Raw genomic sequence first — 24,439 nt, forward strand, 5'->3', positions numbered from 1 at the left:
ATCAGCCGATGCGCACGCGCTCGCCGTCGCGTGTCGGCACCACCGCGCCGATCCGGCGATGCGCCAGGCCCAGGCGATCGAGATCGCCCTCGACCGCCGCCGCATCGTCTTGCGCGACGACCAGCACGAAACCCACGCCGCAGTTGAACGTGCGCCACATCTCTTCGCGCGGCACCGCGCCTTCGCGCTGCAGCCAATCGAACACCGGCGGCAGCACGATCGCGGACGCTTCGATGTCCAGGCCCAGGCCGTCCGGGATCACGCGGATGATGTTCTCGGTCAATCCGCCGCCGGTGATGTGGGCCATCGCATGTAGATCGTGCTTGCCCAACAATTCCAGGATCGGCTTCACGTACAGCGTGGTCGGCGCCATCAGCGCATCGACCAGTTTGACGCCGCCCACGTCCAGATCCGCCGGACGCCCGGCGCGGTCGTAGATGCGGCGGACCAGCGAATAGCCGTTCGAATGCGGGCCGCTGGAGGCGATGCCGATCAGCAGGTCGCCTTGGCGCACCTTGGCGCCGTCGAGCAGCTTGGATTTCTCGACCGCGCCGACGGTGAAGCCGGCCAAGTCGTATTCGCCCGGCGGATACATGTCGGGCATCTCGGCGGTTTCGCCGCCGATCAGCGCGCAGCCGGCGAGTTCGCAACCTTTGGCGATGCCGCCGACCACCGCCACGGTGGTGTCGACGTCCAGCTTGCCGGTGGCGAAATAGTCCAGGAAGAACAGCGGCTCGGCGCCCTGCACCAGCACGTCGTTCACGCACATGCCGACCAGGTCGATGCCGATGGTGTCGTGGCGGTTCAGCTGCTGCGCCAGTTTCAGCTTGGTGCCGACGCCGTCGGTGCCGGAGACGAGCACGGGCTCGCGGTATTTGCCGGACAAGTCGAACAATGCGCCGAAGCCGCCCAAGCCGCCCATCACCTCGGGGCGGAAACTGCGTTTGACCAGGGGTTTGATCCGTTCGACGACTTCGTTGCCGGCATCGATATCGACGCCCGCGTCGCGGTAAGTGAGGGGGGTGGGAGTCGTCACGGCTGCTCGCAAGGCGCTGGGACGGCGATTTTAGCAGCGCCGGGCGCGCGAACATGGACGCGGGAGCGCGCCTGCGGCACCATTTCGGCTGGCGCAGCGTACGGCGCGACAGGATCCAGGCATGCATCGAGCGATTCGGAAGGCGGGGACGGCCCTTTGGCTGGCGGCGACGCTGGCGCTGACGGGCACGGCCTGGGCGCAGCGGGTCGAGGGCGACCGCGCGGGCGCGCAGGGGGTCTACGAGGCCGAGGTGCCGGTCAACAGCCAAAGCGAAAGCGAGCGCAAGGCCGGTCTGGCCCGCGCCCTGGCCCAGGTGCTGGGCAAGCTCTCGGGCGAGGGCAATGCGGCGATGCGCCCCGGCGTGGGCCAGGAGCTGCGCAAGGCCCAGGATTACGTGAAGAGTTACGACTACCGGCAGGACGAAGGCACCTCCGCGACCGGCGCGCCGACCTTCCGCACCACCTTGATCGCGCGTTTCGACCAGGACAAGGTCGACGGCATGGCCGCCTCGCTCGGCATTCCCGTGTGGCCGGAACCGCGGCCGAAGCCGGTGATCTGGTTGGCGATCGACGACGGCAACGGTCCGCGCCTGGTCGGCTTGCCGCAGAACAACGTCGCCAAGCCGCTGACCCAGCGCGCGCTCGAACGTGGCTACCGTTTGGGCTTGCCTTCGGGCAGCGCCGCCGAACAGGCCGCGGTCGGCGCGATCTGGCGCGGCGATACCGCCGCGATAGCGCGCTTGTCTTCGCGCTACAGCCCGCCGATGCAGTTGATCGGCAAGTTGTATCGCGCCAAGGGCGGCTGGACCGCCGATTGGACCTTCGTCGACGGCGGCAAAGTGCTGCTGCAGAAGTCGGTGGATTCGGGCGATGCGCGCCGCGCCCTGGCTTCGGGCGCCGACGTCGCCGGCGACGCGCTGTCGCGCAAATACGCCAAGCGCAATGCGGTCGGCCCGGCCGGCACTTACCGCGTCGCCTTCACCGGCATCGACAGCGCCGAGGATTTCATCCGCCTGTCCGCCTATCTGCAGAAGCTGCCGGTGGTGCGCAAGATCGTTCCGGTGCGCGCGACGCCCGGCGCGATGGAATACGACCTGGACCTGCTGACCGGCATCGCCGGGCTCAAGCGCATGGCGGACGACGACGTGATCAGCGGCGGCGACGGCGAGCCGGCCACCTTCCAACTGCGCTGAGGCCGCCATGAACGAAACGGCGATGGCCGATATCGCGCTGTTCCTCAAGCGCCTGCAGTGGGGACTGGTCGCTTTAGCCGCGGGCTGGCTCATCTGGTTGCTGGCGCCGGTGCTGACGCCGTTCGTGATGGCCGCGCTGCTGGGCTGGCTGGGCGATCCGCTCGTCGACCGCCTGCAACGCGCCGGCCGTTCGCGCAACGTCGCGGTGACCTTGGTGTTCGTGGCGATGGCGCTGCTGATGATCCTGGTGCTGGCGCTGCTGGTGCCGGTGATCGAAGAACAGATCACGACCTTGATCGAATCGCTGCCGCACTACCGCGATTGGATCATGGCCACCGCATTGCCCTGGCTCGAAGCCAAGACCGGTCTGCAGCTGACGGTGTGGTTCGACCTGAACCACCTCATCGAATTGGTGCGCAGCAATTGGGAACGCGCCGGCGGCGTGGCCACCACCGTGCTGGGCTATCTGTCGCGTTCCGGGTTCGCGTTGATCGCCTGGGTCGCGAACATCGTGCTGCTGCCGGTGCTGACCTTCTTCCTGCTGCGCGATTGGGACGTTTTCGTCGAACGCGCGGCTTCGTTGGTCCCGCGCAAGCACATCGACACCGTGTCGCAACTGGCCAAAGAATCCAGCGACGTGCTCGGCGGCTTCCTGCGCGGGCAGCTGCTGGTGATGGTGATCCTGGGGATCATGTACGGCGTCGGGCTGTGGCTGGTCGGTTTGGATCTAGGCATCCTGATCGGCATCGTCGCCGGCTTGCTCACGTTCGTGCCTTATCTGGGTCCGACCAGCGGCGTGCTGTTCGGCGTGATCGCGGCGTTGGTGCAATACGGCGATTGGAAGCACGTGGCCGGCGTGCTGGCGGTGTTCGGCATCGGCCAGGTGATCGAGAGCTATTGGCTGACGCCGAAGCTGGTCGGCGACCGCATCGGCTTGCATCCGGTGGCGGTGATCTTCGCCGTGCTGGCCGGCGGGCAGTTGTTCGGCTTCCTCGGCATGCTGCTCGCGTTGCCGGTGGCGGCGATCGCTAACGTGCTGCTGCGTTACGCCCACCAGCGTTATACCCACAGCAAGCTGTACGGCGGCGACAAGCCGGAGATCGTGCTGGATCCGCACGCCAGCCCCGGCGGCATCATCGTTCCGGGCGAAGACAAGGGCGCCGACCGCGCGTGAGCCGTTCCGGTTCCGGCCCGCAATTGCCGCTGGCGTTGCGTTATCCGCCCGACCAGCGCTTCGAGACTTTCGTCGGCGCGCCGCCCGGCGCGTCGGCGCAGTTGCGGGCGTTGGCGGAGACGGCTTCGGCGGGCTGGCTGTATCTCAGCGGTCCTGCCGGCGTCGGCAAAACCCATCTGGCGCTGGCCGCCTGCGCGTCGGCCGAACAAGCCGGGCGCCGCGCCGCCTATCTGCCGTTGCGCGCGGCCGCCGGCCGATTGCGCGAAGCGCTGGAAGCCTTGGAAGGCAACGACTTCATCGCACTCGACGGCCTGGAAGCGATCGCCGGCGATCGCGAAGACGAGATCGCGCTGTTCGATTTCCACAACCGCGCGCGCCCGGCCGCCGTCGGCGTGCTGTACGCGGCGAACGCCAATCCCGATGCCTTGCCGTTGACCCTGCCGGATCTGCGTTCGCGCTTGTCGCAATGCGCCCGCATCGCTTTGGCGGCGCTGGACGACGAAGGCCGCAAAGAAGTGCTGCTGCAGCGCGCGCAGCGGCGCGGCTTGGCTTTCGACGAAGCGGCGATCGATTGGCTGTTGAAGCGCGTCGATCGCGACCTGGCTTCGTTGACCGGGTTGCTCGACGAACTCGACCGCGCCTCGCTGGCCGCCCAGCGGCGCGTCACGGTGCCGTTTTTGCGCCATATTCTCGGTTGATTCGCAAGCCCTCGCTTGTGTAGAGCGGAGCTTGCTCCGCTGCTTTGATTCGATGGCCGAAAAACAACGGCAGCGGAGCAAGCTCCGCTCTACACGATCAAAAGCAACGCATGCCGTATTACGTGGCGCCGGATCGCAGCGTTTCGTCGAGCATCGCCAACCGCTCCGGGGTACCCACATCCGTCCACCGCCCGCGATGGTGCTCGCCCGACGCGCCGTTGCGCGCCATCGCCGCGCGCAGCAGCGGGGCCAGCTTGAAGCGCGGCGGCGTCTCGTCGGCGCCCGGCGCGTCGCCGATCGTGCCGCGCCAACCGTCGAACAGGGCGGGCCGATAAACGCCGATGCCGGAAAAGGTGAGCTTGGCGCCCGAGGATTGTCCGCCGCCGAAGAACAGGCTCGATCCTTGCGCCGCCGCGGATTCCGCAGCGACCGACCCGTCCGCCCGCAACGCGAAATCGCCGTGCGGATGCTGCGGCGGATTGTCCACCAGCACCAGATGCGCCAATCCGCGCGGTTCGCGCGGCAGGCGGGCGAAGTCGTAATCGGTCCAGATGTCGCCGTTGACCGCCATGAACGGCGCTTCGCCGAGCATCGCCAAGGCCTGCAGCATGCCGCCGCCGGTTTCCAGCGGCGTCGCGCCCTCGTAGGAGTACCGGATCGACAGGCCCCAGCGTTCGCCGTCGCCGAGCGTTTGCGGGAATCGTTCGGCCAGCCAGCTGGTGTTGATCACCACTTCGCGAATGCCGAGCGCGGCCAGTTTTTCCAAATGCCAAGCGATCAGCGGTTTGCCGCCCGCTTCGAGCAGCGGCTTGGGCGTGACGTCGGTCAACGGCCGCATCCGTTCGCCCAAACCGGCGGCGAAAATCAAAGCCTTCATTCGACGCCGACCTTTTCGAGCGCAGGACGGATGCGGCGATCCAGCAGTTCTTTCAGCGCGGAAAGCTGCGGATGCCGCGGCAGCACTTCGTCCAGATAGCCGACGATTCGCGGCGCGTCGCGCAAGTAATGCGGCTTGCCGTCGCGGTGCTTCAGCCGCGAGAAGATGCCGAGGATCTTGAGATGGCGCTGGATGCCCATCCAGTCGGCGTCGCGCAGGAAAACATCCCATGCCGGCACCGGCAATCGGGCCTTGGCGGCGCGCGCGTGGTATCGCGCCAGCCAGCCGTCCACGCGCGCCAACGGCCAGCTGACGAAAGCGTCCTTGAACAGGCTGACCGGGTCGTAGGCGATAGGCCCGCGCACGCAATCCTGAAAATCGAGCACGGCCGGGCCGGGCGACACCGGCATCAGATTGCGCGGCATGAAGTCGCGATGGGTCAGCACGCGCGCTTGGGCTAGGGCGTTGTCCATCAACCGGCGTTGCGCCAGCTCCAGCGATTCGAGTTCGCCGCAATCCAAGGCCAAGCCCAGATGCCGGCGCAGGAACCATTCTTCGAACAACCCGGCGTCGCGCTGCAACAAAGCCTCGCCGAATTCGCCCATGCCCTCGGGCGGCGCGATCGATTGCAGTTTCAGCAATTGGCCGACCGCGGCTTCGAAATATCCGTCGGCGTTGTCCGCATCCAGCGTTTTCGCCAAAGTCGGGCCGCCCAAATCCTCGAGCAGCAGGAAGCCGCCTTCGACGTCGCTCGCCAGCACTTGCGGCACGCGCACGCCGCCGCCTTCCAGCAGGTCTCGCATGCGCAGCCACGGGCGCACGTCTTCCAAACCGGGCGGGGAGTCCATCACGATCCGGCTCGGTTCGACGCCGACGGTGCGCCAATAACTGCGGAAACCGGCGTCGACGGAGGCGCGTTGCAGATCGATGGAGCCTTCGCCGAGTTGGCGGCGGGTCCATGCGAGTCGGGCTTGTTCGCGGTCGAGGGCGGCAACGGTCATGCGCTATAGCCTAACGTTTCGGGCGTGCGGAAGGCGGCTTTTCGTGGAGCGGCTCTAGCCGCGAGCTCTCTCATGAAAATACTTGCAATGTCGCGATTTGAGGGAAAAAGCTCGCGGCTAAAGCCGCTCCTACGAAAAGCAAAACGCCCCGCGGGCGGGGCGTTTTTTTGAAGCCGACATTTCTTCAACGCGGCGGCAAACCCGGCTTCTTGCGCCGGAACAGGCCGACCACGATCAGGATCAGGATCGCGCCGATCAGCGCGCCGATGAAGCCCGCCGGTTGCCCGGGCGCGTACCAGCCCATCTGCTGTCCGACCCAGCTCGCCGCCACCGCGCCGGCGATGCCGAGCAGGGTGGTCAGGATGATGCCCATCTTGTCGTTGCCCGGTTTCAGGAAACGCGCGAGCAAACCGACGACGAAACCGATCAGGATCGTGACGAGCCAGTTGTTGCCGCCCAACAAACCTTCCATACCCCCTCCAGATAGTGGGAATGCGGGCCGAGGATAGCAGGCCGCGCCGCGGGCGCCAGTGTCAGCAGCAGCCGTGTTCTCCGTGCTGCTCGCCGCCGGCCACCGCGGCCGCGCCGACCGTTTCGCCGCGCACGCTGGCGGCGTGGTGTTCGGCGATCACGCGCGCCACCGAAGCCGTCACCCGCTTGCCCATCGGGATGTGCAGGAACTCGTTCGGGCCGTGCGCGTTGGAATGCGGGCCCAGCACGCCGGTGATCATGAATTGCGCGCCGGGGAATTTCTCGCCCAGCATGCCCATGAACGGAATCGTGCCGCCTTCGCCCATATACATCGCCGGCGCCTTGAAGAATTCCAGGCTGGCCGCGTCGATGGCCTTTTCCAACCACGGCGACATCGCCGGCGCGTTCCAACCGGTAGACGCTTTCTCCAAAGCGAGCGTCACCTTCGCGCCGTTCGGCGGATCGCGCAGCAATGCTTCCTGCAGCAATTCGCCGCCGCGCTTGCCGTCCAACGTGGGCGGCAGGCGCAGGCTGAGCTTGACCGAGGTGTAGGGGCGCAGCACGTTGCCCGCGGACGATAGCGGCGGCATGCCGTCCACGCCGGTCACCGACAGCGCTGGGCGCCAAGTGCGATTGAGCACGAGTTCGGACAAGTCGTCCGCCATCGGCTCCATGCCCGGCAAGAACGGGAATTTGCTGTAGACCTCGTCGCCCAGCACTTGCGCGACTTTCTTGGCCTGGGCGAGACGGTCGGCGGGGATTTCGGCATGCAAACCCTCGATGAGGATGCGGCCGGTCTTTTCGTCCTCGATCCGCGACAGCAACTGCCGCAGCAGGCGGAAGCTGGACGGCACGATGCCGGACGCATCGCCCGAATGCACGCCTTCCTCCAACACCTTCACCGTGAAGTTGCCGCCGGCCATGCCGCGCAGCGAAGTGGTGCACCACAGCTGCTCGTAATTGCCGCAGCCCGAATCCAAACACACCACCAGCGACGGCTTGCCGATGCGGTCGGCCAGATGGTCGACGTAGGCGGGCAGGTCGTAGCTGCCGGATTCTTCGCAGGCTTCGATCAGCACCACGCAGCGCGCGTGCGGCGCGCCTTGCTGCTGCAGCGCCTGGATCGCGGCCAGCGAACCGAAAATCGCGTAACCGTCGTCGGCGCCGCCGCGGCCGAACAGCTTGTCGCCCTTGATCACCGGCTTCCACGGGCCGAGGTCGTCGTCCCAGCCGGTCATTTCCGGCTGCTTGTCCAAGTGGCCGTATAGCAACACGCAATCGTCGCCGGTTTCCGGGCCGGTGGCCGGGATGTCGATGAAGATGAGCGGCGTGCGTCCTTCCAGCCGCACCACTTCCAATTGCATGCCGGGGATCGACTGCGCGCGCGCCCAAGACTCCATCAGCTTGACGGCGTCTTCCATATAGCCGTTCTTCACCCAGTCGACGTCGAACATCGGCGACTTGTTGGGAATGCGGATGTATTCGACGAGTTGGGGAACGATGTCGTCGTCCCATTTCTCGGCAACGTAGCGATCAACTTTGCTGGCGTCCACGGCGTGGTCTTCGGTCGGGAGAGGCTCGGGATTCTAGCGCCCGCCGCGTGACATGGGAGTTTTCCTACCGCCGGGTGCGGTTTGCGCCGGCTCCGAGCCGGCCGGTCGGGCGATGGGCCGCGCTGCGGGCGCGGCGAAGACTGTGTCCACCGGCGGCGCGCCGCCGGCAGGGGGCCGTCATCCAACGTTCGAGGAACCGTATGAAATCTTTCAAGCTGCTGCTGAGTTCGCTGCTGTTGTCCCTGGCCATGGTCGGCAGCGCCATCGCCGCCGACGAGAAGGTCAACATCAATACCGCCGACGCGGCCACGCTGGATCGCGTCTTGGTCAACATCGGCGCGTCCAAGGCCGAGGCGATCGTCGCCTATCGCAAGGAACACGGCGCGTTCAAAAGCGCCGACCAATTGGCCCAGGTCAAAGGCATCGGCCTGAAGACGATCGAGAAGAATCGCGACCGCATCGTGGTCGGCGGCGCCGCCCCGGCGGCCAAGCCGAAGGTGGCCGCCGCGAAGCCGGCCGCCAAGCGCTGAACCACGTTCGCTTCCTCCGGCGCAAGGACGCGCCGTGCGGGATTTCCGGCAGGACCGTCGCTACACTGCGGCGATGGTCGAACAGCCGGAATCCTGGGTCGTACCCGCCAACGAATACCGCCGGGAGCGCTGGAAGAACGGCGCCGGTTGGACGCGCGAGATCTTGCGCGTTCCCGATCGGGCCGATTGGCTGTGGCGGCTGTCGATCGCCGAAATCGAGCAAGACGCGCCGTTTTCGTCTTTTCCAGGCGTCGATCGGGAATTGGTGCTGCTGAGCGGCAACGGCCTGCGCCTGCGCTTCGACGATGGCGAGGTCCACACGCTTTCGCCTCCGCACGAGCGCTTGCGTTTCGCCGGCGAACGCAAAGTGGACGGCGAGCTCGTCGACGGCCCGACCCACGACTTCAATCTGATGTGGCGGCGCGATGCGATCGACGCGCAGCTCTGGCACCGGCCGCTGGTGGGGCCGATGGTGATCTTCATCGATCCGGGCGCCACTTGGGTCGTGCATCTGCTGGCCGGGTCGGCGCGCTTCGGCGACGATTCCGGGCTGCCCGGGCTCGCTGCGGGCGATACGGCTTTCATGCGTGCCGATGCTCAGCGCGGACGACATGTCCTGGAAGGCGGCGGGGAAGTGCTGCTGATCCGGATCCAGCCGAAATCCTAGCGTTCTGCCTTGTGGGAGCGGCTTCAGCCGCGAGCTCTTCCCGGCAGGTCGCTGCGATTCGATGTAAGAGCTCGCGGCTAAAGCCGCTCCCACAAAGCACGGCCGCACCGCTCAATACACGTCGCGGCGATAACGGCCCTCGATGCGCAACGCATCCACCGCTTCCTCGCCCAGAGCCTGCCTCAGCACCGCATCCACGCCCGGCGCCATGCCGTGCAGACTGCCGCATACGTAAACGGATGCGCCTTGCGCGATCCAGGCGCGCAAATCGTCTACCGCCGCGGACAGCGCATCCTGCACGTAGCGCACATCGCCGCCGTCGCGCGAGAACGCCAGATCCAAGCGTTCGATGAAACCCGTCTCGCGCCAGCGCCGGATTTCGTCGGCATAGAAGAAATCGCGATCCGCATTGCGCTCGCCGAACAGCAGCCAGTTGCGGCGCGCGCCGGCGGCGACGCGCGCCTTCAGGTGCGCGCGCAGGCCGGCGATGCCGGTGCCGTTGCCGATCAAGATCAACGGGCGATCCGGGTGCGGCGGATGGAAATTGGGATTGCTGCGGATGCGCAGCGCGATCTCGCCGCCCAGCGCGGCGTAATCGCACAGCCAACCGCTGCCGATGCCGGGGCTGCCGTCGGGCCGCAGCATGCGCCGCAGCAGCACGTGCAGCGCGCCGTCGTCCGGCAAAGAAGCGATCGAGTATTCGCGATGCGGCAGCGGCTGCAAGCGAGCGGCCAGCGCCTGCGCGTCCATGCCGGCCGCATCCTCCGGCGCGGGCAGGTGCGAACGCGCCGCGATGTCTCGCAGACGTTCGCGCTTGCCGCCGAGCTCGATGTCCGCTTCCGGGTCCAAGGACAACGCGTCCAACAAAGCCCGCACCGCGGCCGGCGAATTGCGCGGGCCGATTTCGGCGATATCGCCGGCGCGCCAATCCGGCTTCTCCCCGGCAGGCGGCGCGAACGCGACGTGATAGGCGGCGGCGCCCGCGCTGCCCGGGTTCAGTTCGCGACGTTCGGCCAAGCGCCAGGCCTGGTAGGAAGGCGCGGTCCAATCGGGAAGATCGGGTTGGCCGGCGAGCAAGGACAAATGGTGTTGCCAGTGGCGCAGCGCGCCTTCGTCGCCGTTGTCGACTTCGATCAGATCGAACAGCGGCTTGGCGCCGCCATGCCGCAGCCATTCGTCCAGCGCATGGCCGAAACCGCAGAAATGCTCGTACTCGCGGTCGCCGAGCGCGAGCAAGCCGTAGCGTAGAGTCTCGAGCGCCAAGGGCCGGCCGAGCACGTCGCGGACGAAAGCCAAGGCCGGATCGGGCGCGTCGCCTTCGCCGGTGGTGCTGACCACGAACAATGCGCGGTCGGCGCTCGCGAGCGTCGCGGCGTCGAGCTTGCCCAGATCGCGCAAGCGCACGTGCACGCCGGCGGCGCGCAGGCTCGTTGCGCTGCGCTCGGCGAGATCCTGGGCGAAGCCGGTTTGGCTGGCGTACGCCAGCAGCAGCGAAGCCTCGGAAGCCGTTTCCGCCGAGGCTTCGTCCGCTTTCGGACGCGTACGCCAGAAGATCCAGCCGGCGAAGCCGAAATACGCGAGCGATACGGCGCTCGCGGCGAGCCAGCGGCCGCGCAAGGGCGCGACTTCGAACCAGTCCCCGTCGTGCAACCCGAAGAAGACCCCTGCGACGACGCACAGCGCCGCCAGCAAAGCGACGTTGCCGATCAGGGCCGCGCTGGGCCGCGATGCGCGGATGCCGGCCGCGTTCATGCGTCGAGATGGCGCTCGAATTCGCCCGTCGCCGTCGCGGTCGCATCCGCGGCGACGAAGCGGACCGCAAGCCCGCGTTCTCGCGCGAAAGCCGACCCCGCTTCGGCGCCCATCACCGTCAGCGCGGTGGCCCAGGCGTCGGCGCGCATCGCTTCGTCGGCGACGACGGTGACCGCAACGGGCGCGCGCGCCGCCGACTTGCCGGTGCGCGGATCGATGGTGTGCGCATATTCGCCGTCGCCGTCGCGATAACGATGCCAGCGGTCGCCGGAGGTGGCGACCGCGTTGCCGGACAAACGCAGCACTTGCGGCTCGCCGTCGTCGCGCTCCGGATCGGTTTCGACCAGGACGCGCCATGGCGCGCCGTCGGGTTTGCGGCCGTAGCCGTACAGTTCGCCGCCGACTTCGACCAGCGCGCTGCCGATGCCGCGCGCGCGCAAATCCCGGACGACCGCATCGACGGCGTAGCCTTTGGCGATCGCGGAAAGATCGACGCGCACGTCGCCGGGCTGCAAGGCTTCGCGCGTATCCGCGCGCAAGGCGAGCCGTTGCCAGCCGATGCGCCGGCGCACGGCTTCTATCCGCCGGTCGTCCGGCACGGCTGCGCTGCGTCCTGCCGGCCCGAAGCCCCACAAATCGACCAGCGGACCGACGGTAGGATCGAATGCGCCGCCGCTGGCTTCGGCGATCTCCAAAGCGCACCGCATCACGGCGAACAATTCTTCGGGCAACGCGATCCAACTGCCGGCTTGCGCGGCGTTGAAACGGCTCAAATCCGAATCCTCAAGCCACGTGCTCATCTGGGCGACGATGCCGTCCAGCCGCGCTTGGACGGCGTCGTGGAGCGCGCGCAGCGAAGCGCCGGGCGCGACCAATTTGACCGACCAGGTCGTGCCCATCGTCTCGCCGCCGAGCGCGTCGACGGCGAGGACGTTGGCGTGGGAAGCCGCGGCCGGAATCATTTCATCCGGCGTATCGGACGGTGTCGCTGCGCTGAGCGGGCAGCGTCACTGCGGCAGCACTTCCAAGGTGACGACATAGCCCAAGCGGCGCTGCTTCGCGCCCGGCACCGTGACCTTGGCGTCCTGCGAAGTCGCCTCCAGCCAATACATGCCGGCTTCGGGCCAAGTCACCGCGAATTCGCCGTTGGCGTCGGTCTTGACCTTGATCTCGTCCTGCGCGTTGCGGTAGCGCGTGCCGCCGCGGATGATTTCGATCTCCAGGCCTGCCGCCGGCTTGCCATCGATCTGGAAGCGGAATTTCGCTTCTTCCTTCGCGAACAGATCGTTCGGATGAGTCACCGGCACCAGCTCCAGGCCGTTGCCGCTGGGCTTGAGCGCCGTGTCGTTCGGCGAACCGTTGGTGACGAAGGTTTCGACGCGGCTGACCGACTGCCCGGTCTGCAAGTTCTTGGCGTTCTTCGGCACTTCCGTGGCGAACGCGGCGGGCGTGCCGCGCCAACGCTTGGGCTGGCCGTTTTCTTCCCAGCTGGCGGTCGCGTAATCGTTGGTCACGCCGATCCGGTAGGTGCCGGTCTGCTTCAATTCGACGTCGAACACGCTGCGGTATTTGCCGGTGGCCGGGTTCGAGGGCTGCTGCTCGCTGCCGTCGGGCGCGACGATGGCCAGGTTGTCCAGCTTCAGCGGCACGTGGTTGAAGTAGAACAGGTCGTTCGATACGGCGGCGTCGACCGTCACGACCGGGTTTTCGCCGGCGATGACCGTCTGCGATGGCTGCAGCCAAGCCTTGTGCGCGAGCGCGGCGAAGGGCAGGGCGGCCAGGGCGAAGGCGAGGGCGGTGCGTTTCATCGTGGACTCCAACGATTCGGAAGGGGTTCGCGTGTCAGGGCTTGGCGGCGAGCGTGATCGCGCCGAGTTCGGTGCTGCCCTGGGCCTTGCCGGTTTGCGGCGATTTCGCCGGCCAGCTGAAGGGGATCTTCAGAAGTTCGCGGCCGCCGACTTCGCGCGCCGCTTCCACCACCAGGGTGTAGTTGCCGGGCGCGAGCTTGGCCAACGCCGGCTGCTTGTCGCCGAACTTCAACGCATGCTTGCCGGCCGGACGCGTCGGTCCGGTGACGCCGTCGACCGGCATCTTCAACGTGCGTCCGGACTTGCGCCACCACTGGCGAAGATCGGGCAGCCATTTGGTGCCGTGGCCTTCCTTGGTGTCCTTGGTCATGTACCAGACCGCCAGATCGGCGACGGCTTTCTGGTCGGCGCCTTCCACCCATACGGCGACGTAAGGCCGGTGGTATTCGGCGGCGTTGATGCGCGGAATCTCGACGTTGATCTCCAGCTCGGCCGCATGCACCGGCATCGCCAGCAGCGTACCCAGCGCGATCGTCAGTTTGGCTCGCATGGTTTCTCTCGGAAGTTTCAATGGATGAAAAGCAAGGCCAGCAGTATCGGAACCACCAGACCCAACCCGACATAAGGCCAGGTCATGCGCCGTTGCCGCGCGTGCAGCTGCAGCAGGAACAAGCCGGTGATGCAGAACACCAGGCAGGCGATCGCGAACACGTCGATGAACCAGCCCCAGGCCGGCCCGGCGTTGCGGCCTTTGTGCAGATCGTTGAGATAGGAGATCCAACCCCGGTCGGTGCGTTCGTATTCGACGGCACCGTCGGCGCGTTGGATGCTGAGCCACGCGTCGGCACCGGGCGACGGCATCGACAGATAGACCTCTTCGGCCGACCATTCGGCTTCGCGGCGGCCGACGCCGATGGCAAGCTTCTCTTCCAACCAAGTAGCGACGTTAGCGGGCAGCGGCGCGTTCCCATCCGCGCCTTTCGCCAACGCCGCGAGCAACGGCGCGGGCAGAACCAGTTCGCGATGCGTCACTTGCGGTTCGGCTTCGATCTTCGCGGCATGGTTCAAAGTGATGCCGGTGACCGCGAACAGCAGCATGCCGATCAGGCACACCGCCGAGCTGATCCAATGCCAATGGTGCAGCGTGCGCAGCCAGAAGCCGCGCCGCTGCTGGCCGCCGATCGCGTTCGCGGCGTTGCGGGCGGCGCTCACGGCTGGGCCCAGCGGCGCAGGAGGTTGTGGTAGACGCCGGTCAGCTGCACCAACGCCGGGTGATCGGGCACCGTTTGGGTCAGGCGCCGGATCGACACGTCCAGTTCGAACATCAATCGCCGCTGCGCATCCTCGCGCAGCATGCTCTGGACCCAGAAGAACGAGGCCAGCCGTGCGCCGCGCGTCACCGGCAGCACTTTGTGCAGGCTGGTGCCGGGGTAGAGCACCATGTCGCCCGCGGCTAGTTTGACGCTTTGCGTGCCGAAAGTGTCTTCGATCACCAGCTCGCCGCCGTCGTACTCTTCGGGCGCGCTGAGGAACAGCGTCGCCGACAAGTCGGTGCGCACGGGCTCCGCATGTCCGCCGCTGCGGTCGTAGCGGATCGCATTGTCGACGTGGTAATCGAACGACTGCCCGCCGGCGTAGCGGTTGAACAGCGGCGGAAACACGCGCTTGGGCAGCGCCGCGGAAAAGAAGGTGCTGTTGCGCGACAAGGCTTCGAGCACGAGCGCGCCCAATTCGCGCGCCACCGGCGAATCCTCCGGCAGCTGCGCGTTGTCCTTGGCTTTGGCCGATTGATGGCCGGCGGTCAGGCGGCCGTCGGCCCAATCCGCGCCGTCCAAGCGGCTGCGGCAATGCGCCACTTGCTCGGCGGTCAGGACGTTGGCGATCGGCAGCAGCATAGTGTTTCCGGGCGGGCCGCCGCGGTCGGCGGCCCGCTATTTTGCCTCAGAAGCGGTAGGTGGCCGTCAGCGTGGCCGACCGCGCTTCGCCCGGCGTGGCCCAGCCGTTGTTGCGGATGCGCAGGTAGTACTCCTCGTCCGTCAGGTTCTGCACGTTGAGCTGTAGGGCGAAGTTGCGATTGAAGTCGTAGGCGACCATGGCGCGGTGGGTCCAGTAATCCTTCGTCTTGAACAGCGGGGTCTGCGTCGTCACACCGCCGCTGGTCGCCAGGAAGCTGTTGTTCAGATAGAACTCGCCTTGGTAAGTCGCGCCGTAGCCGAAAGTCCATTGGCCCAGCGCGTACGTGGTCCACAGGCTGGCCGAGTGCTTGGGCACGTTGGTCAGCGGATTGCCGCGCTGCGGGTCGGGGAAAGCGGCGCTGTTGCCGCAAGCCGTGCCGGGATGGCTCAAGCAGTAGTTCGACACGCTGCGCAGCACTTCGCTGTCCAGGTAGGTGTAGTTGGCGAAGATCGACCACTCGCGGGTGATGTGGCCGGCCGCGCCCAGCGCCACGCCGTCGACGCGCGCTTTGCCGTCGAGCGCCTGTTCGCCGGTGATGTTGGTCGGGTCCGGATCGGCCACGCGGAAATTCTCGCGCTCGTTGCGGAATACGGCCGCGGTCAACGCCAGATTGCCGCCCAGCACTTCCCACTTGGTGCCCAGTTCGATGTTGATCGCGCTTTCCGGATCGACCGTGCAGTTGGCGGTGCCGGTGGTGCTGGTCAGCGTGCAGGTGCCGTTGACCGAAGCCTTCGACGGCGTCTTCGAGTTGGCGTAGGACAAGTAGACGGTGCCGTTGTCGACCGGCTTGTAGACCAGGCCGGCGCGGTAGGAGAACAGGTTGTCCTTGTTCTTGGCGTAGCCCGCCAGGTTCTTGCCGAGGTCGGCGCCGGTCGCGGAGACGTTGTAAGGCGCGGAATCGCCTTCGTTGCGCTCGTAGCGCGCGCCGAGATTGAGCATCCAACGCTCGCCGAACTTCAGCGTGTCGAAGACATAGGCGGCCTGGTTGGCGAGGGTGCCGTCGGTCTTGTTGATCAGGATCCGGTTGTACGGGCCGGTGTAGCGCGAATTCGGGTTGCGGATGTCCATGAACGGCAAATGGTTCGGCGCCGTATACGGATTGCTGCCGTCCGCGTTGCGGAAGAAGTTCAAAGTCTCCAGCTCGAAGGTTTCGCGCGAAAACGAAACGCCGGCGACCAAGGCGTGTTCCACCGCGCCGGTGGAGAAACGCGCGGTCAGGTCGGTCTGGCTGATCGCGATCGCATTGCTGGTGTCGCGCCCGTAGCCGCGCGGACCGCTGGGCAGATACTGACCCGGCGGCACGACGATGGCGGTGCCGCCGGTGCCGGACACGCAAGCGGTACCGGTCGGCGTCACGTTGTTCGGCAGGCACCAGGTGCCCTGGGTGGCGTCGACGATGCTCAGCTGGTCGACCTTCTGGAAGCGCGCCAAACTGCGCAGGCTCAGGCGGTCGCTGAAATCGTGCTCGAAGATGCCGGTCAGCATGTCGACCGTGATGTCTTGCTTGTCGACGTTGTGGTAGCCGTAGTAGTTGCCGGTATCCACACCCGGAAGCGGGCCGTCGTTGAAGGCGTTGCGGTAATAGGGCACGCCGTATTGCGGCGTGTTTTCGTCTTCCTGATGCAGATAGTTCAGCGTGAAGCGCGTGTCCGAACCCAGGCCCAAAGCCAGCGACGGCGCGATGCCCCAGCGTTCGAACTTCTCGTAGTCGCGGCCCGGCACGTCGTTCTGGTGCGCCATGGCGTTGATCCGGAACGCCGCGCCGTTGCCGAAATCGATATTGCTGTCGGCGGTGATGCGGCCATAGCTGTCGGTGCCTGCGCCGGCGGTGAATGCGGACGCGCTGCCCGCGTGCGCCTGCTTGCTGACCAGGTTGATGTTGCCGCCGACCGAGCCGGCGCCGGAGTACACCGAGTTGGCGCCGTTGATCAGCTCCAGCGATTCGATGTTGAAGGTGTCGGTGCGGGTGTACTGCGCGCTGTCGCGCACGCCGTCGGTGGTGATGTCGCTGTTGGCGCTGAAACCGCGCAGGTTGATGCTGTCGCCGTAGCCGCCGCCGCCTTCGCCCGCGCCGAAGGTGATGCCGGGCAGGTTGGTCAGCACATCGCGCAGCGACAGCAGGCCCTGTTGGTCCATCGTCTCCTTGCTGACGACGGTGATGGTCTGCGGCGTGTCGTTGAGCGCCTCGGTGTATTTGGGCGAAGCGGCCTTGGTGACCAATTTTCCTTCGACCTCGACCTTGTCCAACTGGGTCGGATCTTTCTGCATGGCGGCGGATACGCTGGCTGCGCCGGCCGGGGTTTCGGCCGCGGTGGCGATGGCGGGGGAAAGGGCAGCAGCCAGAGCCGCCGCCAGGGGGGCGGCGGCGAACGTACGCGAAGTCATTGCGAATCCTGTCGATCCAGGCCGGGATGGCCGTGTCAAAACGGGATTTTAATGATAATGATTCGCAATTACAAACCCATTCAGGATCAGCGGTCGTCCCGGGTCCAGACGGCGTCCGCTTCCAGCTTGACCGGAAATTTCACCACTGGGGCATAGGCGGGGGCGTTCAAAGCCCGTCCGTCCCGAACGTCGAACTTGGAGCCGTGCAGGACGCACTCGATCGTAGCTTCCTCGCCGTCGTATTCGCCGGCCGACAGCTCGAAATCCTCGTGGCTGCACTTGTCTTCGAGCGCGTAGTAATCGCCGTCGTAGTTGACCACCAGGATCGGCGTGTCGCCGTCCCAGACGACCTTACTTTCGCCGGGCAGCAACTCGGAAATGGCGCAGACGCGGATCCAATCGCCCATGGTCGTCCTACAAGTTTTTTTCCAGGACTTCGAATCGCAGATCGTCGCGCTTGGGTTTGCCGAAACGTTCGTCGCCGTGCGGGAACGGTTTGTACACGCCGGTGCGCCGATAGCCGCGCCGTTCGTAGAAGGCGATCAGTTCGTCGCGGATGTCGATCACCGTCATCCGCATCGACGGCAACTTCCAATCCTCGCGGACGACGCGCTCGGCTTCGTCCAGCAGGCGCTTACCGATGCCGCCGCCCTGCAGGTCAGGGCGGACCGAAAACATGCCGAAATAGCCGTGGCCGTCTTCGTCGGCGACGTGCGCGCAGGCCAGCATGCGGCCGTCACGCTCGGCGATCAGCACGCGGCTGCGCGGGCGCGAGATGTCGTGGCGGAGCACGTCCGGATCGATCCGATTGCCGTCGAGCAGATCGGCTTCGGTGGTCCAGCCTTGGCGGCTGACGTCGCCGCGGTAGGCCGAAGTGACCAGGACCACCAGCGCATCCACATCGTCGTGGGTAGCGGCGCGGAAAATCAGCGGCGCCAGGACTTCGTTCATGCCAACAACCCCCGTACCTTCTTCAATGCCGCAGCGAAACGTTCGATTTCCTCGTGGGTATTGTAGAACGCCAGGGACGCGCGGCAGGTGGCCGCCACGCCGTAGTAGCGCATCAGCGGATGCGCGCAATGGTGGCCGGAGCGCACCGCTACGCCTTCCAGGTCGAGCAGGGTGGCCAAGTCGTGCGCGTGGGCGCCTTCGACCAGAAAGCTGACCACGGCCGCTTTCTCTTTCGCCGTTCCGAAGACGCGCAGGCCGCCGATGGCGGCGAGCTCTTCCTGCAGATGCGCGAGCAATTCCGTTTCCCGCGCTTCGACCCGATCCATCCCCAGCGCGTCCAAATAGTCGACCGCCGCGCCTAGGCCGATATGGCCGGCGATGTTCGGCGTGCCGGCTTCGAACTTGTGCGGCGGATCGTTGAACACGGTGCCGTCGAAGCTCACTTCCTTGATCATCTCGCCGCCGCCGATGAAAGGCGGCATCGCGGCCAGATGCTCCTTGCGCGCCCACAGCGCGCCGGTGCCGGTCGGCCCGCACATCTTGTGGCCGGTGAAGGCGTAGAAATCGCAGCCGATCGCGGCGATGTCCACCTTGCGGTGCGGCAGCGCCTGCGAACCGTCCACCAGGACGACGATGCCGCGCCGCCGCGCTTCGCGGCAGATCTCGCGCACCGGATTGACCGTGCCCAGCACGTTGGAAACGTGCGTCACGCCCAGCAGCTTCACTTCCGGCGTCATCGCCGCGTACAGCGCGTCCAGATCCAACGTGCCGTCGGGCAGGATCTCCGCGACCTTGATCTTGGCGCCGGTGCGTTCGGCGACCAGCTGCCAGGGCACGATGTTGGCGTGGTGCTCCATTCTGGTGAGCAGGATCGCGTCGCCGGGCTTCAGCCGCGGCAGCGCCCACGAATAGGCGACCAGATTGATCGCGAACGTGGTGCCGCTGCACAGCACCAGTTCGTCGGGACGCACGTTGGCGAACCGGGCCAGCCGTTTGCGTGCGCCCTCGTACGCCTCGGTCGCTTCGCTGCCCAGCGTGTGCACGGCGCGGCTGACGTTGGCGTTATGGCGGCGATAGAAGCCGTCGACCGTCTCGATCACGCTGCGCGGCTTCTGGCCGGTGTTGGCATTATCGAAATAGACCAACGGCTTGCCGTTGACTTCGCGGCCGAGCAACGGGAAGTCGGCGCGGACCGCCGCCCAATCGAGCGCGGAAACGTCGGCGGGCGCGTTCACGATGCGGCCTCCTCGCGGTCGCCATGGCTTTTCGGCGCGGAGATCACCAGGAAGCGGATCTCCATATTGCCTTCGTTGCGCAGCTGATGCGCCGCGCCGGGCGGCACGTGCAGGCCTTCGCCCGCGCGCAGGCGATGCGACACGCCTTCCACTTCCAGCGTCGCCTCTCCCACCAGCACGTAGAAGAACTGGCGCGCGCGGGAGTGGAGATGGCGCGATTCGGCGGCGCCGGGCGGCACGCGCTCTTCGATCACGCTCAGGTCGTCGCCTTCGAGCAGATGCCAACCGTCGCAGCCGTTGCCCCAAACGTAATGGCGGGCGTTGGCGGTGCTGGTCGGGCTCATGCGGGCTCCAATGCGGCGAGGGCGGCGTCGACGCGTCCGCTCAGCAGATCGCGCAAGCCTTCGTTCGCGAAAGCGGACAAAGGTTCGCGGCAGAAGGCCGAAATCAGCAGCCGCCGCGCATCGGCCTGAGGCAAGCCGCGCGAACGCAGGTAGAACATCGCGGTCGGATCGATCTGGCCGACGGTCGCACCGTGCGCGGCTTTCACTTCGTCGGCGTGGATCTCTAGCACGGGCTGCGAATCGATCTCGGCGCCTTCGCTCAACAAGAGGTTTTTATTCGACAGATTGGCGTCGCTGCCGTCGGCGCCGGCGTGGATGGCGATGCCGCCGTGGAAAACGGCGCGGCCGCGGCCGCCGGCGATGCCGCGCCAGAGCAGTTCGCAAGCGGTGTCGCGGGCGATGTGTTCGATGCCGAGCCGAGTGTCGACGTGGCGCCGGCCGTCGGCCAGCAGTACGCCGTTGGAGAGCAGGCGGGCCTGGTCGCCTTCCAGGCGCACATTGAGTTCATGGCGCGACAACGCGGCGCCGAACTCAAGATCCAAACGCCGATATTCGGCCCTAGCCGCGAGCACGGCATCGGTTCGCAAAAAGGACGTCGCACGCGCTGCGTCCGCCTGGGCGCGCGCGTGCGCGAGGCGCCCGCCTTGGGCGATGGTTACGGAAACCGATTGTGTCGTCAGATGCGCGTGGTCCCCGGCCGCCAAATGGTGCTCGACCAAGGTCGCGCTCGCGTCCGCGCCCAATTCGATGCGGTGGCGCAGATGCCAAGCGCTGTCGGCCGCCGATGGCGCGCCGATGAAAACAAGATGGATCGGATCCGCGGCACGCACGCCCGCGTCCACGCGCAAGACGAAGCCTTCATCGGCGAGCGCGGCGTTGAGCCGGGAGAACACGTCGTCGGCGCGGGAATATTCGGGCCGTGCGCCTTCCTCCGACCAAGAAGAGAGGGGCGCCAAGCGGACGCCCGCCGGCAAATCGGGGAGAAAAGAATGGCCTGCGTCGAAATGTCCGTTGACGAACACCAGCCGGGGCGCGGGAATGCCGTCGAGCAATGAAGCGTCGAATGCGGGCAGCGCGACGGACGGCGCGAACGAACGCCGTTCCAGCGCCCGCAGCGGCGTGTATTTCCAGGCTTCGCTGCGCGGGCCGGGCAGGCCGTCGCGCAGGGCGGCCTCCAGCGCCGAACGGCGCGCGGTATCGCCTTCGAAACCGGAAGCCAGCGATTCGAGGAGGGCGCTCATCAGGCCGCGGCCTCGGGCGTTACGCGGTCCTTCACCCAAGCGTAGCCGTGCTGTTCGAGTTCGAGAGCGAGCTCCGGGCCGCCGGTTTCGACGATGCGGCCGTCGGCCAGCACGTGCACCACATCCGGTTTGATGTAGTCGAGCAGGCGCTGGTAGTGGGTGATGACCAGGAAGGCGCGTTCGGGCGAGCGCAGCGCGTTGACGCCGGCGGCGACGTTCTTCAGCGCGTCGATGTCCAGGCCGCTGTCGGTCTCGTCCAGGATCGCCAGCTTCGGTTCCAGCACCGCCATCTGGAAGATTTCGTTGCGCTTCTTCTCGCCGCCGCTGAAGCCTTCGTTGACGCCGCGCTGCAGCAGCTTGTCGTCCAGGTGCAGCACCGCGAGTTTTTCGCGCACCAGCTTCAGGAATTGCATCGAATCCAGTTCGGCCTCGCCGCGCGCCTTGCGTTGCGCGTTGAGCGCGCTGCGCAGGAAATAGGTGTTGTTGACGCCGGGGATCTCGACCGGATACTGGAAGGCGAGGAATACGCCGGCGGCGGCGCGTTCCTCCGGCTCCAGCGCCAGCAGGTCGATCCCGCCGTAGCGCACGCTGCCCGCGGTGACTTCGTAGCCCTCGCGTCCGGCCAGGATGTTGCCCAGCGTCGATTTGCCGGCGCCGTTCGGACCCATGATGGCGTGCACTTCGCCGGGCTTGGCTTCCAGCGACAGGCCTTTGAGGATTTCGCGCTCGCCGATGCGGGCGTGGAGGTTTTCTATCTTCAGCATATTCGTTCCATTCGAACCCGCTCTTTGTGGGAGCGGCTTTAGCCGCGAGCTCTTTGGCTCAGGTCGCGGCATGTTGGTAAGAGCTCGCGGCTGAAGCCGCTCCCACAAAATCAGCCCACCGAGCCTTCCAGGCTGACTTCCAGCAATTTCTTGGCTTCCACCGCGAACTCCATCGGCAGCTCGCGGAACACCTGCTTGCAGAACCCGTCGACGATCAGCGACACCGCGTCTTCCTGCGAGATGCCGCGCGAGCGGCAATAGAACAGCTGGTCGTCGCTGATCTTGGACGTGGTCGCCTCGTGCTCGACGGTCGCGCTCGGATGCTTGACCTCGATGTACGGGAAGGTGTGCGCGCCGCATTGCTTGCCGATCAGCAGCGAATCGCACTGGGTGTGGTTGCGCGCGCCCTCGGCGCTGCGTTCGACCTTCACCAGGCCGCGATACGAATTCTGGCCGCGCCCGGCGCTGATGCCTTTGCTGACGATCTTGCTCTTGGTGCGCTTGCCGACGTGGATCATCTTGGTGCCGGTGTCGGCCTGCTGGCGGTGGTGGGTGAGCGCGACCGAGTGGAATTCGCCGGTCGAATCGTCGCCCAGCAGCACGCACGACGGATATTTCCAGGTGATCGCCGAACCGGTCTCGACCTGGGTCCAACTGATCTTGCTGCGCGCGCCGCGGCATTCGCCGCGCTTGGTGACGAAGTTGTAGATGCCGCCCTTGCCGTTCTCGTCTCCCGGATACCAGTTCTGCACGGTCGAATACTTGATCTCGGCGTCTTCCAGCGCCACCAGCTCGACCACCGCCGCGTGCAGCTGGTTCTCGTCGCGCATCGGCGCCGTGCAGCCTTCCAGATAGGACACGTACGATTTGTCTTCGGCGATGATGAGGGTGCGTTCGAACTGGCCGGTGTGGCCGGCGTTGATCCGGAAATAGGTGCTCAGCTCCATCGGGCAGCGCACGCCCTTGGGAATGAACACGAAGCTGCCGTCGGAGAACACCGCCGAATTCAACGCGGCGAAATAGTTGTCGCCGGTCGGCACCACGCTGCCCAGGTACTTCTGGACGAGCTCCGGATGCTCGCGGATCGCTTCGCTCATCGAGCAGAAAACGATGCCTTTCTCGGCCAGTTCCTTGCGGAACGTGGTGCCGACGCTGACCGAATCGAACACCGCGTCCACCGCCACGCCGGCCAGCTTGGCGCGCTCGTGCAGCGGCACGCCCAGCTTGTCGTAGGTGGCGATCAGCTCTTCCGGAACTTCGTCCAGCGAAGCGTATTTGGCCTTGGGCGCGCTGTAGTAGCTGATCGCCTGGAAGTCGATCGGCGCGATCTTCAGCTTGGCCCAGTTCGGCATCGGCATGGTCAGCCAATGGCGGTAGGCGGACAGGCGCCATTCCGTCATCCATTCCGGCTCGTCCTTCTTGGCCGACAGCGCGCGGATCGTGTCCTCGCCCAGGCCCGGCGGCAACGAATCGGATTCGATGTCGGTGACGAAGCCGGCCTCGTAGCGGCGGCCCAGTTGTTCGATGATTTCGGCGTTTTCGATGCCCATGTCCGCGACCTCAGTTCGTAGCCAGCGCGGCGGGGATGGATTTGCGGGCCGGCTTGTGCGCCGTCGGGGCGACCATTTCGGCGAGCGAGACGCCGCGCAGCGCATCGGCGACGACGTCGTTGATCCGGCGCCAATTGGCGCGCGCGCTGCAGGAACGTTCGATGCCGCAAGCGCCGCTGTGGACGCTGCATTCGGTCATGCCCAGCGGGCCTTCCATCGCTTCGACGATCTCGATCAAGGAGATGTCCGCCGGCGCGCGGGCCAGCCGATAGCCGCCGCTGGCGCCGCGGAAGGCCTCGACCAATCCGGCCTGGGCCAGCGGCTTGAGCACTTTGGCCACGGTCGGCGGTTCCAGGCCTGCGCGCTCGGCCAAGCCGGAGGCGCTGAGCACGGCGTCGGGCTCGTGGGCCAGCACGGTCAGCACCACGCTGGCGTAATCGGTGAGTTTGGTGACCCGGAGCATCGGATTTGGCTCGAAGCCGGTCCCGGCTTCTGGCTGGTTTAATGAGTACCGAAATTGTACTGATTAAGCCGGGCCAAGCCAAGTGCCCCGATTTTGGGGTTGGCCGGCGACCATCCCGCTTCGCCCGAACTGGCTATCGCTTGGAGATGGCGATCCCGGGTATCGCCTGCGGCTCAACCTGGGCTACGGCCCTCCCACAAGAGCCGGTATGCCTGCATGCGATGGCTTCGAGACTCGCTTTCGGGCGACAATAACGGTTCGACTTTTACGGAAAGCTCCCTCGATGCCGAAGAAAATCGCCGCCCGCCTGTCCCCGATCCACGGCAATGGCGTTTTCGCCACCGAAACGATCAAGAAAGGCGAACGGGTCGTCCGCTACAAAGGCAAGCTGCGCACCCACGACGAAGTGGACGAGGCCTACGGCGACGTCGACGAGAACGGCCACACCTTCCTGTTCACCCTCAACGACGACTACGTGGTCGACGCCAACATCGACGGCAACATCGCGCGCTGGATCAATCACAGTTGCAAGCCCAACTGCGAAGCCGTCATCGAAGAGAACCAGAAGGGCAAGCGGCACAAGGACAAGGTCTTCATCGAGGCGATCCGCGACATCAAGCCGGACGAAGAGCTGACCTACAACTACGGCATCGTCCTGGACGAGCCGCACACGGCCAAGGCCAAGAAGCTGTGGGCATGCAAATGCGGTGCCAAGAACTGCACCGGGACCATGCTCCAGCCCAAGCGCTGACGGCGGCCGACGGCCGGGTGGGGATCCGGCCTTAACTTGC

26 protein-coding genes are annotated in these 24,439 nt (G+C 66.3%); 6 read left to right on the forward strand and 20 right to left on the reverse strand.

The window, feature by feature from the left end; all coding sequences use genetic code 11:
• Position 1: 1 nt before the first annotated feature.
• Entirely contained in the window at positions 2-1,036 is a 1,035-nt protein-coding gene (gene purM, locus FCE95_RS12560; RefSeq protein WP_137267350.1) for a phosphoribosylformylglycinamidine cyclo-ligase, read from the reverse strand.
• A gap of 121 nt (positions 1,037-1,157) precedes the next feature.
• On the opposite strand from purM, the gene FCE95_RS12565 reads away from it, so the two are divergent.
• Genes FCE95_RS12565 through hda form a run of 3 tightly spaced genes read left to right on the forward strand, consistent with a single transcriptional unit; the run spans position 1,158 to position 4,100 of the window.
• The gene (locus FCE95_RS12565) at positions 1,158-2,228 is read left to right on the forward strand and encodes a DUF2066 domain-containing protein (RefSeq protein WP_137267351.1); all 1,071 of its coding nucleotides are present in this window, start codon (positions 1,158-1,160) and stop codon (positions 2,226-2,228) included.
• A gap of 7 nt (positions 2,229-2,235) precedes the next feature.
• Complete coding sequence (locus tag FCE95_RS12570; protein WP_137267352.1) at positions 2,236-3,402, forward strand: AI-2E family transporter; 1,167 nt, start codon at positions 2,236-2,238, stop codon at positions 3,400-3,402.
• Entirely contained in the window at positions 3,399-4,100 is a 702-nt protein-coding gene (gene hda / locus FCE95_RS12575; protein WP_137267353.1) for a DnaA regulatory inactivator Hda, read from the forward strand. The genes FCE95_RS12570 and hda overlap by 4 nt, the downstream gene beginning before the upstream one ends.
• A gap of 118 nt (positions 4,101-4,218) precedes the next feature.
• On the opposite strand, the gene murU is transcribed toward hda, so the two are convergent.
• The 4 genes from murU to FCE95_RS12595 form a co-directional block, all read right to left on the reverse strand.
• Entirely contained in the window at positions 4,219-4,977 is a 759-nt protein-coding gene (gene murU / locus FCE95_RS12580; RefSeq protein ID WP_137267354.1) for an N-acetylmuramate alpha-1-phosphate uridylyltransferase MurU, read from the reverse strand.
• A complete protein-coding gene (locus FCE95_RS12585) occupies positions 4,974-5,978 on the reverse strand; it encodes an aminoglycoside phosphotransferase family protein (protein WP_137267355.1) in 1,005 nt (334 codons plus the stop codon). The genes murU and FCE95_RS12585 overlap by 4 nt, the downstream gene beginning before the upstream one ends.
• A gap of 184 nt (positions 5,979-6,162) precedes the next feature.
• Entirely contained in the window at positions 6,163-6,450 is a 288-nt protein-coding gene (locus FCE95_RS12590; RefSeq protein ID WP_137267356.1) for a GlsB/YeaQ/YmgE family stress response membrane protein, read from the reverse strand.
• A 61-nt stretch (positions 6,451-6,511) separates the two neighbouring features.
• Positions 6,512-8,002, reverse strand: coding sequence for a M20 family metallopeptidase (locus FCE95_RS12595; protein WP_137267357.1), 1,491 nt, complete (start codon positions 8,000-8,002; stop codon positions 6,512-6,514).
• Positions 8,003-8,202: 200 nt separating this feature from the next.
• Between FCE95_RS12595 and FCE95_RS12600 the strand changes: the two genes are divergently transcribed.
• On the forward strand, positions 8,203-8,532 hold the full coding sequence (locus FCE95_RS12600; RefSeq protein ID WP_137267358.1) for a ComEA family DNA-binding protein: 330 nt from the start codon (positions 8,203-8,205) through the stop codon (positions 8,530-8,532).
• A gap of 73 nt (positions 8,533-8,605) precedes the next feature.
• Complete coding sequence (locus FCE95_RS12605) at positions 8,606-9,199, forward strand: HutD/Ves family protein (protein WP_137267595.1); 594 nt, start codon at positions 8,606-8,608, stop codon at positions 9,197-9,199.
• Positions 9,200-9,310: 111 nt separating this feature from the next.
• Here FCE95_RS12605 and FCE95_RS12610 read toward each other — a convergent pair whose 3' ends face one another.
• The 15 genes from FCE95_RS12610 to FCE95_RS12680 form a co-directional block, all read right to left on the reverse strand.
• Positions 9,311-10,951, reverse strand: a complete 1,641-nt coding sequence (locus FCE95_RS12610; RefSeq protein ID WP_137267359.1) for a sulfite reductase subunit alpha — start codon at positions 10,949-10,951, stop codon at positions 9,311-9,313.
• Positions 10,948-11,910, reverse strand: a complete 963-nt coding sequence (locus FCE95_RS12615; RefSeq protein WP_425481306.1) for an FAD:protein FMN transferase — start codon at positions 11,908-11,910, stop codon at positions 10,948-10,950. Before FCE95_RS12615 ends, FCE95_RS12610 begins: the two co-directional genes overlap by 4 nt.
• Positions 11,911-11,958: 48 nt before the next feature.
• A complete protein-coding gene (locus FCE95_RS12620; RefSeq protein WP_137267360.1) occupies positions 11,959-12,759 on the reverse strand; it encodes a DUF4198 domain-containing protein in 801 nt (266 codons plus the stop codon).
• Positions 12,760-12,793: 34 nt separating this feature from the next.
• Positions 12,794-13,309 carry a DUF2271 domain-containing protein gene (locus tag FCE95_RS12625; protein ID WP_137267361.1) on the reverse strand — a complete coding sequence of 172 codons (516 nt, stop codon included), beginning with the start codon at positions 13,307-13,309 and terminating at the stop codon, positions 12,794-12,796.
• A gap of 17 nt (positions 13,310-13,326) precedes the next feature.
• Positions 13,327-13,971: a PepSY-associated TM helix domain-containing protein gene (locus tag FCE95_RS12630; RefSeq protein ID WP_425481300.1), complete on the reverse strand. Its 645-nt coding sequence runs from the start codon at positions 13,969-13,971 to the stop codon at positions 13,327-13,329.
• On the reverse strand, positions 13,968-14,654 hold the full coding sequence (locus FCE95_RS12635) for a Fe2+-dependent dioxygenase (RefSeq protein WP_137267362.1): 687 nt from the start codon (positions 14,652-14,654) through the stop codon (positions 13,968-13,970). The genes FCE95_RS12630 and FCE95_RS12635 overlap by 4 nt, the downstream gene beginning before the upstream one ends.
• 46 nt (positions 14,655-14,700) lie before the next feature.
• Complete coding sequence (locus tag FCE95_RS12640) at positions 14,701-17,100, reverse strand: TonB-dependent receptor (protein WP_137267363.1); 2,400 nt, start codon at positions 17,098-17,100, stop codon at positions 14,701-14,703.
• 86 nt (positions 17,101-17,186) lie between these two features.
• Positions 17,187-17,507: a non-heme iron oxygenase ferredoxin subunit gene (locus FCE95_RS12645; RefSeq protein WP_137267364.1), complete on the reverse strand. Its 321-nt coding sequence runs from the start codon at positions 17,505-17,507 to the stop codon at positions 17,187-17,189.
• A gap of 7 nt (positions 17,508-17,514) precedes the next feature.
• Positions 17,515-18,051 (reverse strand): GNAT family N-acetyltransferase, encoded by a 537-nt coding sequence (locus tag FCE95_RS12650; RefSeq protein WP_137267365.1) that lies wholly within the window; start codon positions 18,049-18,051, stop codon positions 17,515-17,517.
• Positions 18,048-19,286 (reverse strand): cysteine desulfurase, encoded by a 1,239-nt coding sequence (locus tag FCE95_RS12655; protein WP_137267366.1) that lies wholly within the window; start codon positions 19,284-19,286, stop codon positions 18,048-18,050. The genes FCE95_RS12650 and FCE95_RS12655 overlap by 4 nt, the downstream gene beginning before the upstream one ends.
• Positions 19,283-19,630, reverse strand: coding sequence for a cupin domain-containing protein (locus FCE95_RS12660; protein WP_137267367.1), 348 nt, complete (start codon positions 19,628-19,630; stop codon positions 19,283-19,285). Before FCE95_RS12660 ends, FCE95_RS12655 begins: the two co-directional genes overlap by 4 nt.
• Positions 19,627-20,871: a Fe-S cluster assembly protein SufD gene (sufD, locus tag FCE95_RS12665; protein WP_137267368.1), complete on the reverse strand. Its 1,245-nt coding sequence runs from the start codon at positions 20,869-20,871 to the stop codon at positions 19,627-19,629. The genes FCE95_RS12660 and sufD overlap by 4 nt, the downstream gene beginning before the upstream one ends.
• Positions 20,871-21,635 carry a Fe-S cluster assembly ATPase SufC gene (sufC, locus tag FCE95_RS12670; protein WP_137267369.1) on the reverse strand — a complete coding sequence of 255 codons (765 nt, stop codon included), beginning with the start codon at positions 21,633-21,635 and terminating at the stop codon, positions 20,871-20,873. The genes sufD and sufC overlap by 1 nt, the downstream gene beginning before the upstream one ends.
• 110 nt (positions 21,636-21,745) lie before the next feature.
• Positions 21,746-23,185, reverse strand: a complete 1,440-nt coding sequence (sufB, locus tag FCE95_RS12675; protein WP_137267370.1) for a Fe-S cluster assembly protein SufB — start codon at positions 23,183-23,185, stop codon at positions 21,746-21,748.
• 10 nt (positions 23,186-23,195) lie between these two features.
• On the reverse strand, positions 23,196-23,648 hold the full coding sequence (locus tag FCE95_RS12680; RefSeq protein WP_137267371.1) for an SUF system Fe-S cluster assembly regulator: 453 nt from the start codon (positions 23,646-23,648) through the stop codon (positions 23,196-23,198).
• 283 nt (positions 23,649-23,931) lie between these two features.
• Here FCE95_RS12680 and FCE95_RS12685 point away from each other — a divergent pair, with 283 nt between their 5' ends.
• A complete protein-coding gene (locus tag FCE95_RS12685) occupies positions 23,932-24,399 on the forward strand; it encodes an SET domain-containing protein (protein WP_137267372.1) in 468 nt (155 codons plus the stop codon).
• Positions 24,400-24,439 lie beyond the last annotated feature (40 nt).

Origin of the sequence: Luteimonas gilva (assembly GCF_005239095.1) — a bacterium.
GTDB classification, from domain to species: Bacteria; Pseudomonadota; Gammaproteobacteria; order Xanthomonadales; family Xanthomonadaceae; genus Luteimonas_C; species Luteimonas_C gilva.